Genomic DNA, 16,332 nt, shown 5'->3' with positions numbered 1-16,332 from the left:
AGTACTGGTTACCGATCGGCGTCGGTGGGGCATAAAGCAGAAAAAGGGTTTGCCAAAATCCAGTGGTTTCGGTACATTAGCGCGCCTTGGTAGCCGGGCCATGCCCAGCGATCAAGCCGCAATGCGGTTCCGGAGAGGTGTCCGAGTGGCTTAAGGAGCACGCCTGGAAAGTGTGTATACGTTAATAGCGTATCGAGGGTTCGAATCCCTCTCTCTCCGCCAGACAATTAATGAAATCAATAGCTTACGAGTTATTTTGGTTTCTTGCCAACAAAAGCCCCAACATACCCGCATCGGTTGTTGGGGTTTTTTTGCGTCTGGCCTTCAACCGATATTCCAGTTCCACTAAAGCTGCGAAATCTTGTTGTCGACGCGCCGGACAAAGTCCGGGGTCGATTCAAAGCACACCTCTTCGGTTCCTGGCTCCGCTGCAGATCACGTGTGTTGAAGACGGACGACCACCTTTGCTCGGGTCTTTGACCAGTTTTAAAGGAGGTAACCAGTCTTTCTGCCTACCCAGTGCTCCCACCAAAATAACCATAGCGCGTTTATAGTCCACAGCAGTAGCGGCGCTATACCCGGCCAGCCCTTCGTTTCTGACGTATTGCAGGTGCTTTAACCTGATCTGGTCAGGACGCTGAGCCTCAGGAAATTTTTCACTAATCATGACGCATATTTTGTTCAGGCGACCGATGACTTTTCTCTTGGTGATTTCCGAGGATTTCCTATCAAAGCGCAACCGTTTTAGAATCAGGCTGATATTCATCAATATCCACCCACGTAGCAGCTAGAAACCTGAATCCTTCCATGACCTAGAGCCCGGGCTACCTCTTCCCTAGCTTTTCTATCTAGCTCTCGGGGAGCAGCTGTACCGTTCAATGGTGGTACGCCGGTTATGGACTCATACACGTCTGCAGCAAAAGCGGCACGCAGTTCTCTATAGCTGATAATGTCAAAAGAACGCAGCACGCGACGACACCTATTGAGCTCTCGTTGATAAAATGTTTTAACCGTTTCGATTTTTGCTAGCAGACATCGGGAACCGATTGGGCGGGTCCTCAATGCGAACTCGAGTGACTCTATTCGCTCAGGCGTCGCTGATAACCAACGATCAGTGCTTTTACGTCCACCTTTGCAGCCTTCCAGGATACAAGCGCCACCAGTGGTTATAACCTCACGATGCATCCGTTGGAGATCTTGCAAGGTAGCCTCCTGAGCGCGCATGCCCCAATGGCGAGCCAACAAAACTACGGCTGCGCCTCGTCTATCTCCTTGGTCTAACATCTTTGCGACCGCTTGGGTTACAGCTCCTTGATCTGCATTCGCTGGCTCCTCTCGGACATGGCTTCGAGACTTATTCAAGGCGCGTAGCGCTGATAGCGCGATCTTCGAGTTCCTGCGCATCGCGAACAGTACCGTGTTCGCGGTCGAGATCAGATTGTGCGCATACGCTGTCGAGATTGACTTGTCTGCATCTCCATCTGGCCAAACGTAGTCACCCTCTAAACGACACCTCAGGTACTCCCCATATGAATCGAGTGTCGATTGGGTAATCAATCGCGCGTCGACCAATCCTTTTTTTCTGCAGAATCGTGCAAAAATCCGTAGCCGATAGTTATGCGTTCGCCGAGTGCCGTAGTGATCACGGTCACCGTAAAAAATATTCAGTGCCTGAGACATCGAATATCTGAGCTGGCGTCCAAAACCAAAATTTCTCCTGGCCGCTCTTTTCATAGTTTTTTTCATCATTTTTTTACCTGTGTTTGTTGGTGGTGCAGCTGCGCGTGGTGAGCCGCTCCGGTTGGGGCAGGGCCGCATAGTTTGACGTTTCCCACGCACGCGTCCCTGCCCCTAACCGAAGTCAGATTTTTAACCATTTGAGAGTTCCTCATAGGCGGGTGGACGACGTTGTGTGCTGCTGCGAGCACGTTGGAATCTGCTGCACCGGAATCCGATCCCGATTTGGGACCAGGGGGCATGGGCTGGCTCCTTTTCATCGAGGCCGTGTAGCAGAGTGGGGTGCCAGAATGGACTGGCCGAATTTTGACTAAATCGCATCGGCATGCCGGGTTGAAAATCCGGTGGAGGAGGTCGGCCGATTGAGTTTTGTCCGGGTTCATGTTCCGTTTTGGTTCGGAAAATGATTGGTATCACTTTGAAATTGTTGAAATTTGTTTTATTGAACGGGGTCCATCTCTTAAACGTTTGCACAATTTAAAAAAACCGTCGCGGTATATAAATAGCGCATGACGGTGCTCAGAATCAGGCCATAAAGGCGTTGGGATGCTGCAGTTATTCGGCGTCCAGCTCACCATCTCTTTGTTAGTTCCTCGGCTCTGAGCAGAGGCGTAGGGTGTAAAACTTTAGCCCGCAGAGGGGGATGCCTGAAGTCATCACGGATGTCTTTCAAGCCTTCGGATATGCCCTGCCATATGCAAAGCTTTGATGGGTATTTGGCGTCTGCCAAAATTTAAATGCTGATTTGGTACGTGCCCAGCTAGCGCGTCAGGCTCAGCCTGAAGAAAATTTAGTGTCGCTGAATTTTAGCGTCTTGGGGCTCGTCTAAATGCTGAATTAGGCGATTAACCCATGGAGGTTGGATTTTTACACGCTGCCAACCGGGGGATGGTCAGGAGTAAAGGGGCAGGCTCGTCCTAAGTCGGCATTGCCAATCCGTGCAGGCTGTAGCTAGGCGTCGGAACTGGAATTGCTGTCTGAATCGAGATCGGATCTGATGCGCTCTAAAAGCTCCTGTACGGTCATTTCCGGTTGCTCTCTGAGGTATGACGCCACCAATACTGAAATTGGATGCACGCCTAAATTCTCTGAGATTTTCTCTACCCCGTCGATTGTGTGTTTTTTTAAACCGAGCTCCAGCTCGCGAGAAATTCGCTGATGTTTCATGCACTAAATCTCCTGAGATGATCCCGCTTTTCTGGTCCGGAATTTGGCCGTTGTAAGCGTGGTTGTGAATCAGGTCTCATTAAAACAGACATCCGAAAAGCTCGAAATGAACACTATAGTCTGCGTGAGAGGGCGGCTTGTGTACTCGATGAATTGCTTCGGCATCTAGTTGGACGGATCAAAGACGGGGACGATCTGGAAGCGCTGCGCGGCAACCGCATTAATTCGATGCCGCTAACTGCAACGCAGATAGTCTCAACCAAATACCGAGAATGCTCATACTGAGCAGCCGATTGTGGTCAATCCGGAGCCTGAGGCTAGCCTACGTCGGAGCTTTGAGGGTGCTGGGGAACTCTTCTGTATCAGTCGACGACATCCAGATCCGATTTAACGCGCTCGAAGAGGGCGTCAATCGTAGTACCCGGATTTGCAGCCAAGTAGGTTGCTACCATTATTGATACCGGATGGATTTCCAGCACGTCTGAGATCTGCTGAATTTTGTCGATGGTTGGAGACTTCAATCCCCTCTCTAGCGAGCTCATGTAGGTCCGGCTGCTAATGTCTGAAAAATCCTCTTGGGAGAGATTTCTCTTATTGCGTAGTTGTCGGAGAGCGACGCCAAATGCCTGCTTGAGATCCATATTCCACCCAGAAAATGGTCTTGATACAGTCTTTGAACACTATAGTGCTACAATCTATAGAGTTCATAAAGGTTGCGAGGCGAGCTTCCGGTTGCGTACTTTGGCCTAACAGGGAGAGCTTGCAGGCCTTCAAAACCATGGCCAGTATCCACGTCGACCAAAGCGATTGCATAAAGCCGCGTATCAGTTTTGACGATTTTTTTCGTGAAGATAAACGCAATGGCTTTGTGTTATCACGAGATATGGCGGCGCCTGGATAGCTCAAGCAGTCAGTTCAGGTCTACCATTGCTGAGAACCTGACAACCCGCTATCCATTGCGTAAACCGAACCGAAATTTAATTGACCTCCGACTTGAAGGCCTTTGGAGTGACACATGACACTGCCGCATGAAAGAACAAGATCACTCGTCCAAGCTGGAGAATTGCTGGCCGAGATTTCCAAGAATTCTTTGCTGCCGGAGGAAATAAGAGCTCAGGCCAAAGTGGTCCTGCGCCATTACCCGTCGAGTAAAGAGATTTTGCTTATAGGTAAGCGTGATGAAATGGCCGCCGATCCTTTTGGGCCATGGCTTTCATCAAATACCAAAAGCTGAGCAATCCAATCTTGTAAGAAATCCGCAGCAGGAGCAGAGCTTCCGGGCTCGACCAAGCAGCTTATGAACACTATAGTGCTACAGCCTATAGTGTTCATAAGAGGAAGGCCCAATGTACTGGATGCACAAATTTACTAAGCAGCAAGAGCAGACCGAGAAGGGCAGGGAGCCCTTTCCCTCAGCAATTACAGCACTATTGCCTGAGCTAGTGTTCGTTATGTCCTATTCGGAGCCTTCAGATGACCAAGGCAACTGGAGTGGCCGCACCAAAATGCTTAATAGCATTCAAGAGGTCATTGCAGAGCTGAACGCCGCAGCGGCTAGCTGTGACTTGATAATCCACAGCTTTTACCTGATTACGCCCATTTGCGGTGATACGGGTCCATCAAACCAGATGGAGCAATTACACAGGGTTACTGCGGAGACGTGGGATGTTGCGGGGTTTCCTTGCTTCGGTCTCAGGTGTGAAGTCGATGATGATATTGTCTACAATTTCATACCCACTGCAGCACCCGATTCGCTCAAACAGTCAGAGCTGCTTTTCCAGCACTCAATGGATGCCAGCACGCTTTTAACCGCGTGAATCGCTGTTAATTAATCGGTTTCCGATATCGGAAACCGTTTTGCTCCAATAGCAAAGCGCACGCCCGGGGTAACTTTATGCCGTGGCTGGGCCTGACTGAGGATTTGCTCAGTGCCGTCGGGTAATTCGGCAACGATAAAACCGTTTTTTGACAGCACGATTGTTTGGCCAGAGCGCTTTGCTCTCTCGTAAGCCGCATTGGTGGCCAGAGCTGCCAGAGCTGGAAATTGTTCTTCAAGCTCTCGTGTGGCTTCATCAGATAGTGGGTGTTTGGTGGATATAGTCATAGCCTCTTACTCCACGAATGAATCACACCGGGTTTCGTGGAGGCCTCAACTCTTGAGAGAATGAAGCATGAAGAAATCCAATAGCTACTCCCCTGAAGTCCGTGAACGTGCTGTGCGCATGGTTCTGGAGAACTTGAAGGACTACCCATCCGAGTGGGCAGCCATCGAGTCCATTGCACCCAAAATTGGCTGTGTCCCACAGACGCTGCATGGCTGGGTGCGCAAGCACCAGACCGACAACGGCCAGCGACCCGGTCAGACGACTGAGGAGCGGGACCGCATCAAGGCCCTGGAGCGCGAGAATCGTGAGCTGCGTAAAGCGAACGAGATCCTCCGCCTGGCCAGTGCTTATTTTGCCCAGGCGGAGCTCGACCGCCGCAACAAACCCTGAACGGCTTCGTCGACGAATATCGTGACCGTTACGGAGTCGAGTCGATCTGCCGAGTGGTGCAGATTGCTCCGTCCGGTTACTACCGGCATGCAGCTCGAGCTCGCCAGCCAGCGCTACGCAGCATGCGGGCCAGACAAGACGAGCTGCTGAGTAGTGAGATCCAACGCGTCTGGGATGACAACATGCAGTGTTATGGCGTCGTGAAGGTGTGGAAGCAGCTACATCGAGAGCGTATCAACGTCGCGCGTTGCACGGTGCAAAGGTTGATGCGCCGGCTTGGGTTACAGGGTGTTCGCCGCGGCCAGATAATCCGTACTACGGTGCCTGATGGGAAGCTTGTATGCCCGCTCGACAAGGTCAATCGCCAATTCCATGCCAGTCGCCCAAACGAGCTGTGGGTCTCAGACTTTACCTACGTTTCAACGTGGCAGGGCTGGCTGTACGTGGCCTTCGTGATAGATGTCTTTGCACGCAGAATCGTTGGCTGGCGCGTCAGCAACAACATGAAGACTGAGTTCGTGCTGGATGCGCTGGAGCAGGCGCTGTATGCAAGGCAGCCAGGACGATCAGATAATCTGATCCACCATAGTGACCGTGGCAGTCAATACGTCTCCATCCGCTACACAGAGCGTCTCGCGGAGGCCGGAGTAGAGCCCTCTGTTGGTAGCAAAGGAGACAGCTACGACAACGCTTTGGCTGAGACCATCAACGGATTGTACAAGGCGGAACTGATACACCGGCAATCATGGCGGAGTCGCGAAGCAGTAGAAATAGCCACCCTGAAATGGGTTCACTGGTTCAATCATCAGCGCCTTCTGGGATCGATTGGACATATACCGCCGGCAGAAGCTGAGGCAAACTTCTACCAGCAACACACAGGTCAGGCCGTGGCGGCCTGACTTAAACGGAATGGCCTCCATAAAACCCGGTACGATTCACGAACGCTTTTTGCTTTCCTCGCTAGATAATAACCTAGTGAAAGCCATTGGGGCGGCTCTATCGACCTCGTTTACCTAGTCTCGATTTAGAGTATTGAGCATCCATGAAATTTGGGGCGATTCAGTTCGGGCCATCAGGCGGGTATGTCGACGCATCGCTCAGCACATTAAAGTTACCAATGCGCCCACGTCCTAGTTTACGCTCGTCAGCCAAACCTCTTTCGAGCTTTCTACTCCAACCCATTGGCGCTAAAGTGAGAAACCGTCGAAGTTCGCACGCAAGGATAGCCTCGAATGACATTGCCACCACAACCCAAAGGCCTGGTTTTTGACCTAGAGGTAGTGCCGGCAAAAAATGGTAAGGCTGATCGCATAATCATGATTGGCGGGTTAAGGCCTGATACCGGCGGCGAGCTCGAGCTCAAGGTTGGTAGCGATGCGGCAGATGCGGTGCGGCAGCTTGATGCACTCTCGCACGGGGCCAGCTTTGTGCTTGGCCACAATGTGGTGGAGCACGATCTGCCGCTGCTACAGACTGCGGCGCCAGATCTCGCCATGCTTCGCTTGCCGGTGATTGATACACTTCGGCTCTCGCCGCTGGCTTTTCCGCAGAATCCGTACCACCGGCTGGTCAAGGATTACAAGCTAATCCGTGACAGTCTCAATTCGCCTCTGGCCGATTGTCGTTCCACCCTGACCCTCTTTCTAGATCAGCGCGAAGCTTTCGGCCAGTTGCGCTCAACCCATCGCGATGAACTTCTCTGTTATCAGAGCCTGCTCGCGCCGTCGATCTCCGGCGGCGATCTGGGGGCCTTCTTTGGCTCACTCACAGGCGCGACACCGATCTCGTTGCCAAAGGCGCTGAAGCTGGTGCCGAACCTGTTGATCGAAACCGACCCCACGCTGGACCGGGATCTTAAGGTATGTCGACCGGCGCTGGCTACACTGCTTGATCATGTTGAAGCAGAGGAACATCTCCGGTGGTCCTTCGCTTATGCATTGGCTTGGCTGCGGGTCTCCGGCGGTAATTCGGTGCTGGCCCCATGGGTCAGGTACCAGTTTCCTGCGGTCGTCGGCATGATCCAGCAGCTCAGAGACGAGCCGTGCGGTAGCGCGGACTGCCAATACTGTCGAACGACTCATGACCCCAGGCTTGAGCTCAAGCGCTACTTCGGATTCGATGATTTCCGATACGAGAGCCCCGGCAGCAGCCTCCAGCATGATGTCGTGCTGGCCGGCATGCAGGGCGAAAACGTGCTCGCTGTACTTGCTACCGGCGGCGGCAAGTCGCTCTGTTATCAGTTGCCAGCGCTGAACCGTTTTCATCGCAACGGTAGCCTGACGATTATCGTCTCACCGCTGCAGTCGCTTATGAAAGATCAGGTGGACGGCTTGCTGTCACGCAACGTGCAGTGCGCGGCAGCGCTCAATGGTCTTCTTACCATGCCTGAAAGGGCAGATGTGCTGGAAAAGATCCAGCTTGGGGATATTGGCATCCTGCTTGTGTCCCCCGAACAGTTTCGCAACATGACCTTCCGCAAAGCGATTGCCCAGCGGCAAATCGGCGCCTGGATCTTTGATGAGGCGCACTGTTTGTCCAAGTGGGGCAACGACTTCCGGCCTGATTACCTTTACGCCGCCAGGTTCATCCGCGAATTCAGCGGCGACCAGCCCGTTGCCCCGATCGGATGCTTCACTGCCACGGCGAAACCTGATGTGCTAGGAGATATCGAGGCGCATTTTCAGGAGATGCTCGGCTTGACCTTCAAAAGCTTCATTGGCACGCATGAGCGAACCAATCTGAGTTTTGAAGTGCTGCCCTGCCTTCGTAACGAAAAATGGGCGCGCATCAACCAGCTGCTCTCTACAGAACTTGGCGAGCAGGATGGCGGGGCAGTGATATTCGTTGCGAGCCGGCGCAAAACAGAAGAGCTGGCCAGTTTTCTCATAAGCCAGAACTGGTCATGCAGGCACTTCCACGCTGGCCTTGAGCCCCACGAAAAGAAGGACATCCAGGAGTCGTTTATAAGCGGATCGTTGCGAATCATCGTCGCGACCAATGCCTTTGGGATGGGCGTAGACAAGCCGGACATCCGGCTCGTGGTGCACGCAGACATCCCCGGCTCGCTGGAGAACTATCTTCAGGAAGCGGGCCGGGCAGGGCGAGACCAGGCACAGGCACGCTGTGTGCTGCTATACGACCCCGAGGATATTGAAACCCAGTTCGGACTCAGCGAGCGCTCGAAGCTGAGCCTGCGGGACATCCAGCAGATTCTGCGCAAGCTGAGGGTGGAAAGCACCAAGCGCAAGGGTGGCGAGCTTGTCATTACTGCCGGAGAGATACTGCTCGATGATAACGTCGACACCAGTTTCGATATCGATGATCAGGACGCGGAAACCAAGGTCGTCACGGCAGTTGCCTGGCTTGAGCGGGGGGAGTACCTCAAGCGTGAGGTGAACAAGACGCAGATCTTTCCTGCCCGCCCGGGCCTGAGCAAGGAAGAGTGCGATAAGCGCCTGAAACAGGCCAACCTATCCCAGCGGCGCCGTCAGGAGTTCGAAGCCATCCTGCGCTTTCTGTACTCCGCCGGCCCAGATCAGCGCATCAACACCGACCAGCTTATGGCCCTCACCGGGCAGACGCAGGAAGAAGTCGCCGGTGCGCTCAAACAGCTGGAAGAGCTCGGGCTGCTGGTCAACGATGCGCAGCTTACCCTCTATCTTCGCCACGGTACGAGCGATTCGGCCACGCAGCTTCTGGAGCAGTCACTTCAGCTCGAGAAGGCTCTGTTCGATGTCCTGCGTGAGCAAGCTCCCGACGCTGATAGCGGTGCATGGCAGGATCTGAACCTGCAGCCGCTTACGGCGGAGTTGAAAGAGCGCACGAATCGGCCAGACCTATTGCCCTTGCATGTGCAGCGCCTACTGCGCAGCCTCGCTCAGGACCGGGACGGTGAGAGCCGACAGCGTAGTAGCTTCGAGCTGCGCCAGATAAGCCGCGACTATCTGAAGCTGCGGGTACAGGTTGGCCACGATTGGAACAAGCTTGAGGCGCAAGGCGCAAAAAGGCGGGCGATCGCCAGCAAGGTGCTGAGCTTTCTGGTGGACAAGATCGCCCCCGGCGTTCGCGGGAAGGACCTGCTGGTAGAAACGACCTTCTCCGAACTGCTCGCAGTAATCGAGCAGGATCTTGCGCTCCGTCATGAAATCCGCCTGGAGCAGCGGCGCAAGGCGATCGAGCATGTCCTGCTGTATATGCATCTGCAGGAAGTGCTCACCCTCAATCACGGCATGACGGTAATGCGCCGCGCAATGACTATCGACATCAATCCGGAAAAGCGCGGCGCCTATCGCAAGGAGGACTACCTCCGGCTCGATGAGCATTACCGGGAGCGGGGTATCCAGGTCCATGTCATGCGTGAGTACGCCGAGATGGGCTTGAAGGGAATGGCCACGGCACTGGGGCTGGTGCTCGATTATTTCAGCCAGGGCAAGCGTGAATTCATCATGAGGTACTTCGCGGGGCGCGAAAGGACTCTGAAGCTGATGACCAGCGAGGCGTCCTGGCGCACCATCGTTCATTCCCTAAGTGGTGCTCAGAAGCAGGCAGTGACAGACGACGATGACCGCAACTGCCTGCTGCTCGCTGGGCCCGGCTCCGGCAAGACGCGCGTCATCGTCCACCGGATCGCCTATCTGCTGCGGGTCCGCCGGGTGCCAGCCAGTTGCGTTGTTGCGCTAACGTTCAACCGCCACGCTGCCAATGAGATCCGCAAACGCCTCTTTGCGCTAATAGGGCAGGAGGCTTACGGGCTAACGGTTCTGACCTACCACAGCATGGCCATGCGCCTGACTGGCACTCGATTTGAACGCGGGGCGGAGGTCAATGAAGCAGAGCTCAAGAGCGTACTGGAAAACGCCGTTGAGCTGCTTGAGGGTAAGGGCCACGCGGAGGGTGATGATGACCTGCGTGAGCAACTCATGCGGGGTTACCGCTACATATTGGTGGATGAGTATCAGGACATCGACGAGATGCAGTATCGGCTGGTTAGTGCCCTGGCGGGTAGGACCACCGACGACGAAGGCAAGCTATGCATCATGGCGGTGGGGGATGACGACCAGAATATCTACGGGTGGCGCCAGACCAGCAACCAGTACATCGAGCGCTTTACTCAGGAATACGAAGCCAGCATCTCCTATCTGATAGAGAACTTTCGCTCGACCGGCCACATCATCAACGCCGCGAACCGCGTCATCCAAGCCAACCCTGATCGCCTTAAGGCAGAGCATCCCATAGGGATCGACAAGAAGCGTGTGACTGCGCCAGCCGGCGGCAATTGGGAAGAGCTCGACCCCATCCGGAGGGGCAGGGTGCTGCGGATCCAGCTGCCGGCAACAGATCGGGATGCCGGTAACCTGCAGGCGCAAGCAGCGGCCCGCGAGCTAGTGCGGCTAACGAAACTGGAAGGGTTGGACGTGAGGGGCTGCGCAGTGTTAGCTCGGTCACATCGCTATCTCGCACCTCTGCAAGCCTGGTGCGAGCAGAACGGCGTGCCTTATCACTTGGCCGCCAACAAGGACAGCGCGCTCCCGCTTACGCGTCTCAGGGAGTTTGTGAAGGTCGTGCGCATGATAGGCGCATATGAAGAAGCGTTAACGCCTGCAGACTTGCTGCAACTAGTCGAGGCTCGCGAGTTCAGCACGCAGTGGCGCGCATTCTTCACTACTGCAGTAGAGCAGATGCAGGTCGAACTCGGAGACTCCAAGTTCTCCGCCGCAACCCTGGTGGACTGGTTGTATGAATACGCACGGGAAATACGTCAGCAAACCAGTGAAGGGCTTTACCTGGGTACCGTCCATTCCGCCAAGGGACTGGAGTTTCGGCATGTGGTGTTGCTCGACGGCAGCTGGAAAGTAACGGCGGACCAGCTAAGCGATGAAAGAAGGCTGTACTACGTCGGCATGACCCGGGCCGAGCAGAGCCTGACTATCTGCGAATACCCAGGAGGGAACCCGTTCAGCCATGCCCTCGCAGATAGTGCAATAGTCGAGAACTTCACCGGCACTCATGATCCACAGCTTGAAGTGCAGTACCGACAGCTGACCCTCAGGGACGTGGACATCGGGTACGCGGGCAGGCATTCCGCGAATGATTCGATTCACAAGGCATTAGCTAAGCTCTCCATCGGGCATGAGGTCGAGCTGCGGCCAGAGGGTGGCCGTTATCTGATAGTTACTGAAGAAGGTTGGATAGTTGGACGGACGGCGAGGTCTTTCAAGCTGGATGCACTCCCGCGAAAATGCGAGGTAATGGGTATGGTTGTTCGCTATGCGGCGGACGGGGAGGAGCAATTTCGGAAGCGGATGCAGGTGGAACAGTGGGAGGTGCCGGTTGTGCGGGTAGCGTTTGTCGGCTGAACTATTGTGCTGAGGCCTGACGCAGAGCTGATGTAATACGATGGCAGGCATTCGCTATCGGCCAAATGCGGTCATCAGGTGCCTACAGAAACAGGGGCTATTCAATCTTTATCCGTGTAGAGGTCAGTACTGTCGCTTGGGATTTTGTGAGAATTTTTGAACCGTGATACTGCTCTAGAAGAGCTGCTGAGTTAAAGTCTTAGAATCCATCAGCCCGGCGTATTACCTTAAGCCGTCACAAGGAAGAGGCTATGCAGATCCAGCACTTGGAGATCGCAAATTTCCGCAAGCTCCTGTCCGTTCGAATCGACCTGGCAAGCACCACTACCCTATTGGTCGGGGCCAACAACAGTGGTAAGTCCTCCGCGATGTTGGCGCTGCGTAAATTTCTGCTTTCGAAAGCGAGCGCTTTCCGCCTCCAGGATTTAACGCTTGCTCACCTCACGACCATTCATGCCATTGGTGTCGAGTGGGAAGAGGCTGGCGAAACGTTCGAGATACCAGAGGCAAACCAGTGGACGCATTGGCTACCGACTCTCGATCTATGGGTGGAAGCCTCGCAAGGAGAACTGCATCACATCAAGGATCTGATTCCCAATTTTGCCTGGAAAGGTGGCCGCGTCGGGATGCGTTTTCGACTTGAGCCCAAGGACATGGCCAAACTTTTCACCGATTACCGAAAAGAGCGTAATCGCGTCAAAACACTGCTGCAGGAGATCTTGAACAAGACCGAGGAAGGAAAAACTCCACCCATCCTTTCACTTTGGCCGCAAAGTCTGCATGACTACTTTAACCGACGCTTGGGAGCGATGTTCACGATACGCTGGTATCGTCTCGATCCGGCGCAGCTCTGCGAACCAGATCCCAATACTCGTCACGCCAGCCCACAAGCACTGTCTGTGAACGCACGTCCGCTGGAGAGCAATCCACTGACCGATCTCATACGCGTTCACGAGATCAATGCGCAGCGCGGCTTTGGTGACAGCGCCGAGGAGTCCATCACTGAGGGACGAGGTGGTTCAGGGAAAAAGCTTACTGAGCAATTGCGTGCTTACTACAGTAGGCATCTGGATCCTGGTGACAGCCCTGACATTTCGGACTTGGAGGCGCTGACAGCCATTCAAGCGGCACAATCGGCTTTCGATTCCCGACTAACCTCCAGTTTCGCTCCCGCCCTTGAGGAGGTCGCCGGCCTAGGCTATCCGAATAATACTGACCCGGCGATCAGGGTAGAAACCCGCCTTTCCCCTACGGACGGCATGAACCATGAAGCTGCAGTGCTGTTCGAGTTGGATTCAGTCGTAGGTGCACCTGGTGCTCCTCCCATGCGCCTCCCCGAAACATCCAACGGCCTCGGTTATCAGAATCTGATCTCGATGATTTTCCAGCTGATGGCATTTCGGGATGAGTGGCTGAGGAAGTACAAAAATACCGAGGAACAGTCCGACGCAGGCGTTGAGCCGATCCACCTCGTGCTGGTTGAGGAGCCTGAAGCTCATCTCCATGTCCAAGTACAACAAGCCTTCATCAAGCACGCGTATCACGTCCTATGTAATGAGCCGCTTCTCAAGAAATACCCGAGGCTCAAAACACAGCTGGTGGTCAGCTCCCACTCCAGCCATGTTGCTCACGAGACGGATTATGCAAACCTTCGGTATTTCCGAAGGCTACCTGCAGGAATGGCCGGTGTACCCATCCCGGTGTCCACCGTCTCTAACTTGAGCACAGTGTTTGGTGACAAAAACCGTCATAAGCAAACCAAGGAGTTTGTGACTCGTTACCTGCGGGCGCAGCATGCCGATCTCTTCTTCGCTGACGCGGTTATATTGGTAGAAGGCGCTGCGGAGCGAATGATGATGCCGCATTTCCTACGCAGTCATTTTCCCTTCCTTGACCGTTGCTACATCACCATCCTGGATATCGGTGGCAGTCACGCGCATCGCCTCAGGCCGTTAGTCGATGCGCTGGGAATTGTGACGCTTGTGGTCACGGATTTGGACGCCGGATTTAAGAAATCAGCGGTACCCGTCAAGCGGAAGGCAAAACAAGAAACCAATAACCCCACCCTGCGCAGCTGGGTCACCGCCCTGGAAATTGGGCATGATGTCGACACGTTGCTGGATCTGGATGCGAAGCAAAAATCGCAGCAGATAGACGACTTGTTTGCGATTCGCATTGCGTATCAGACACCTATCAACGTCGTTCTGCCCAAAACGAAAGTTGAAGCCCTGGCGTTACCCAACACGTTTGAGGACAGTCTGGTGCTGAGCAATGTGCAGCACTTTGCCACGAAGCAAGGCAGGGGTATGACCAAGGCTTTCGCAAAAGCGCTGCGAGATTCTGCAACTGCAGACGACCTAGGTCAGGCTTTGTTCGACGCGCTCAGGTCAGGTGACAAGGCGGAGTTCGCGCTACAGGTGCTTGGTGACCCCGATTTCGCCAAGGTGGCTGTTCCGGAGTACATACGGGAAGGGCTCGTCTGGTTAGAGAAAAAGCTCAAGAAGAAGAGCAAGGAGCTCCTGATTATTCCTACGGCCAGTGTCGAGGTGACGCCCGAATGAATGCCACACAGGATGTCGCCGTTGAAATGACGCCCACTGCGGATGACGTTATCCAAGAGTGCCTTAGCCTAGAGCAGCCGCGCAGTTTCTTCCTATACGCCGGTGCCGGCTCAGGTAAGACCCACTCCCTCGTCGTGGCGGTGAAATCGCTTAAAGAACGTGAACGTCAGCGCCTCACGTTTGAAGGTCGGCAAATCGCGATCATTACGTACACCAACGCAGCCTGTGAGGAGATCGCACGTCGCCTTGAGCACGATCCGCTGGTTAAGGTTTCAACGATTCATGCTTTCTCTTGGAAGATGATAAAAGGCTTCAACGACGACATTCGTGAATGGTTACGTATCAAACTCGCGGGCGACATCGATGAATTGGATGACAAGCTCCGTCGGGCGAAAACAGTGAACAAGACGTCCCAGGCTAACCAGGCGAGCCGGGATAGCAAAGCTCGTCGTTTGGCATCCTTGGATGAAATTCCCGAATTTACCTACAGTCCGACGGGAGACAACGTAAGCAGGCAATCGCTGAATCACAGTGAAGTTATTCAGATGGCCGCAGCGTTTCTACCCCAGCCGCCTTTACTCGATGTTATGGCGGATCGGCACCCAGTGCTACTCATCGATGAGAGCCAAGATACAAACGGCTCGCTCATGGATGCATTTCTGAAAGCTCAGGCAGCGATTCCTGGGAGATTTTGCTTAGGACTGCTCGGCGATACGATGCAGCGTATCTACAACGACGGGAAGCCAAGGCTTGATGAGGCGATACCGCCAGACTGGGCGAAGCCTGAGAAACGTATCAATCGTCGTTGCCCGATCCGAGTGGTCGATTTAATCAACGATATCCGCGCGGGCGCCGATGATCATCAGCAGATACCAAAACCGGGAGCTGCCCAGGGTGCCGTACGCATGTTCTGCACCCGGCAAGCGCCGGGTCAGGACTTCAGCCTGGAAGACCAGATCGCTAAGCAAATGGCACAGATCACGGGAGATGCTCAGTGGGCCACCGGCATGGGAGGCCGCAAGACGCTGATCCTGGAGCACAAGATGGCTGCCCGCCGCATGGGGTTTGAGGGCGTGTTCGCTCCACTCTATGCAGTTGCACACCTGAATACCGCGTTGATGGACGGTACGTTACCCATACTCAAGGTTTTCTTCGAAGGGGTAGCTCCAATCGCCGCAGCAGCCCTTTCGGATGATTTCACGCTCATAGAGGCGGTGCGGCTGCGCTCTCCTTTGCTTGATCCTAAGCACTTGGAGGCGGCTGGCAACAATCAATTCGAGCTCCTGGAATCTGTTGGAGTAGCGACTCAATCACTCTGCGAGATGTTGAAAAACAACGATCCCTTGGTTGAGGAGGTGGCTCAAATTCTCCTAAGTACGGGTTTGCTCGCGTTGCCTGATGGACTTGTTGAGGCGATGGCTCTAGGTGCCACTGCAGACCCTGCACCGGAAACGTCCGATCGCCGCGCACTTGAAATCCATGCCTATCGGGTTGTCCTAGGACGTCGTTACTCAGAGATGGCGGCCTTCGCAGGCTATGCAAATGGCCTTTCGCCCTACGGTACCCACCAGGGCGTCAAAGGCCTAGAGTTCCCCCGGGTGATGGTGATCCTGAACGACGAGGAAGCCGGCGGTTTCCTATTCAGCTATGAGAAATTGCTCGGTGTTACGCCGGCTTCGGCGACCGACATGAAGAATGAGAGCGAGGGTAAAGACACGTCGCTATCACGCACAAGAAGGCTCCTCTATGTCACCTGCAGTCGTGCTGAGGAGAGTTTGGCAATCGTGGTCTATAGCTCTCAACCAGAGATTGCGAAAGATAGAGTCATTAAAGCAGGCTGGTTGACCGCTGAAGAGATCGTAGTGCTCTGAACCAGCTCATTGAATAACCTGAATCGCCCCTAGTTTCGTAGACACCTCCAGGCCTTATAATCGAGGCACCCAGGAGGTCCAATGAGCAACTCACGCTACACCGAAGAATTTAAAATTGAAGCCGTCAAACAGGTGGCTGACCGAG

10 protein-coding genes, 1 tRNA gene and 1 other annotated feature are annotated in these 16,332 nt (G+C 54.3%); of the genes, 7 read left to right on the top strand and 4 right to left on the bottom strand.

Features of this window, described 5'->3' with window-relative positions; translation table 11 throughout:
* Window positions 1-131 precede the first annotated feature (131 nt).
* Window positions 132-222: transfer RNA gene (locus tag EF096_RS18395), tRNA-Ser, on the top strand.
* Between the two features lie 175 nt (window positions 223-397).
* Here the strand turns inward: EF096_RS18395 and EF096_RS18390 are convergent.
* From EF096_RS18390 to EF096_RS18380, 3 genes are all read right to left on the bottom strand, one after another.
* Window positions 398-766, bottom strand: a complete 369-nt coding sequence (locus EF096_RS18390; protein ID WP_123891225.1) for a hypothetical protein — start codon at window positions 764-766, stop codon at window positions 398-400.
* Window positions 767-2,688: 1,922 nt separating this feature from the next.
* The gene (locus EF096_RS18385; protein ID WP_123891224.1) at window positions 2,689-2,904 is read right to left on the bottom strand and encodes a hypothetical protein; all 216 of its coding nucleotides are present in this window, start codon (window positions 2,902-2,904) and stop codon (window positions 2,689-2,691) included.
* A 362-nt stretch (window positions 2,905-3,266) separates the two neighbouring features.
* Window positions 3,267-3,545, bottom strand: a complete 279-nt coding sequence (locus tag EF096_RS18380) for a helix-turn-helix domain-containing protein (protein ID WP_123891223.1) — start codon at window positions 3,543-3,545, stop codon at window positions 3,267-3,269.
* 374 nt (window positions 3,546-3,919) lie between these two features.
* On the opposite strand from EF096_RS18380, the gene EF096_RS18375 reads away from it, so the two are divergent.
* The gene (locus tag EF096_RS18375) at window positions 3,920-4,138 is read left to right on the top strand and encodes a BPSL0761 family protein (protein ID WP_123891222.1); all 219 of its coding nucleotides are present in this window, start codon (window positions 3,920-3,922) and stop codon (window positions 4,136-4,138) included.
* A 112-nt stretch (window positions 4,139-4,250) separates the two neighbouring features.
* Window positions 4,251-4,721, top strand: a complete 471-nt coding sequence (locus EF096_RS18370) for a hypothetical protein (RefSeq protein ID WP_123891221.1) — start codon at window positions 4,251-4,253, stop codon at window positions 4,719-4,721.
* A gap of 11 nt (window positions 4,722-4,732) precedes the next feature.
* Here EF096_RS18370 and EF096_RS18365 read toward each other — a convergent pair whose 3' ends face one another.
* Window positions 4,733-5,008, bottom strand: a complete 276-nt coding sequence (locus tag EF096_RS18365) for a hypothetical protein (protein ID WP_123891220.1) — start codon at window positions 5,006-5,008, stop codon at window positions 4,733-4,735.
* Between the two features lie 67 nt (window positions 5,009-5,075).
* Between EF096_RS18365 and EF096_RS18360 the strand changes: the two genes are divergently transcribed.
* The 4 genes from EF096_RS18360 (at window position 5,076) to EF096_RS18345 (ending at window position 16,187) form a co-directional block, all read left to right on the top strand.
* Window positions 5,076-6,298 (top strand): IS3 family transposase gene (locus tag EF096_RS18360; RefSeq protein WP_096006128.1). Its coding sequence is split into 2 segments (ribosomal slippage): window positions 5,076-5,361 and window positions 5,361-6,298, totalling 1,224 coding nucleotides; the frame shifts between segments, so codons are not numbered across the junction.
* Window positions 5,354-5,470: a sequence feature (AL1L pseudoknot), on the top strand. It overlaps the preceding gene by 117 nt.
* A gap of 333 nt (window positions 6,299-6,631) precedes the next feature.
* Window positions 6,632-11,755 (top strand): RecQ family ATP-dependent DNA helicase, encoded by a 5,124-nt coding sequence (locus EF096_RS18355; protein WP_123891219.1) that lies wholly within the window; start codon window positions 6,632-6,634, stop codon window positions 11,753-11,755.
* Between the two features lie 251 nt (window positions 11,756-12,006).
* Window positions 12,007-14,316: an AAA family ATPase gene (locus tag EF096_RS18350; protein ID WP_123891218.1), complete on the top strand. Its 2,310-nt coding sequence runs from the start codon at window positions 12,007-12,009 to the stop codon at window positions 14,314-14,316.
* Window positions 14,313-16,187, top strand: coding sequence for a UvrD-helicase domain-containing protein (locus tag EF096_RS18345; protein ID WP_177412371.1), 1,875 nt, complete (start codon window positions 14,313-14,315; stop codon window positions 16,185-16,187). The genes EF096_RS18350 and EF096_RS18345 overlap by 4 nt, the downstream gene beginning before the upstream one ends.
* Window positions 16,188-16,332 lie beyond the last annotated feature (145 nt).

The organism is Pseudomonas neustonica (assembly GCF_003797945.1).
GTDB classification, from domain to species: domain Bacteria; phylum Pseudomonadota; class Gammaproteobacteria; order Pseudomonadales; family Pseudomonadaceae; genus Halopseudomonas; species Halopseudomonas neustonica.
The sequence above is the reverse complement of the archived record's forward strand: the minus strand, read 5'-3'. Positions and strand labels throughout refer to the sequence as shown.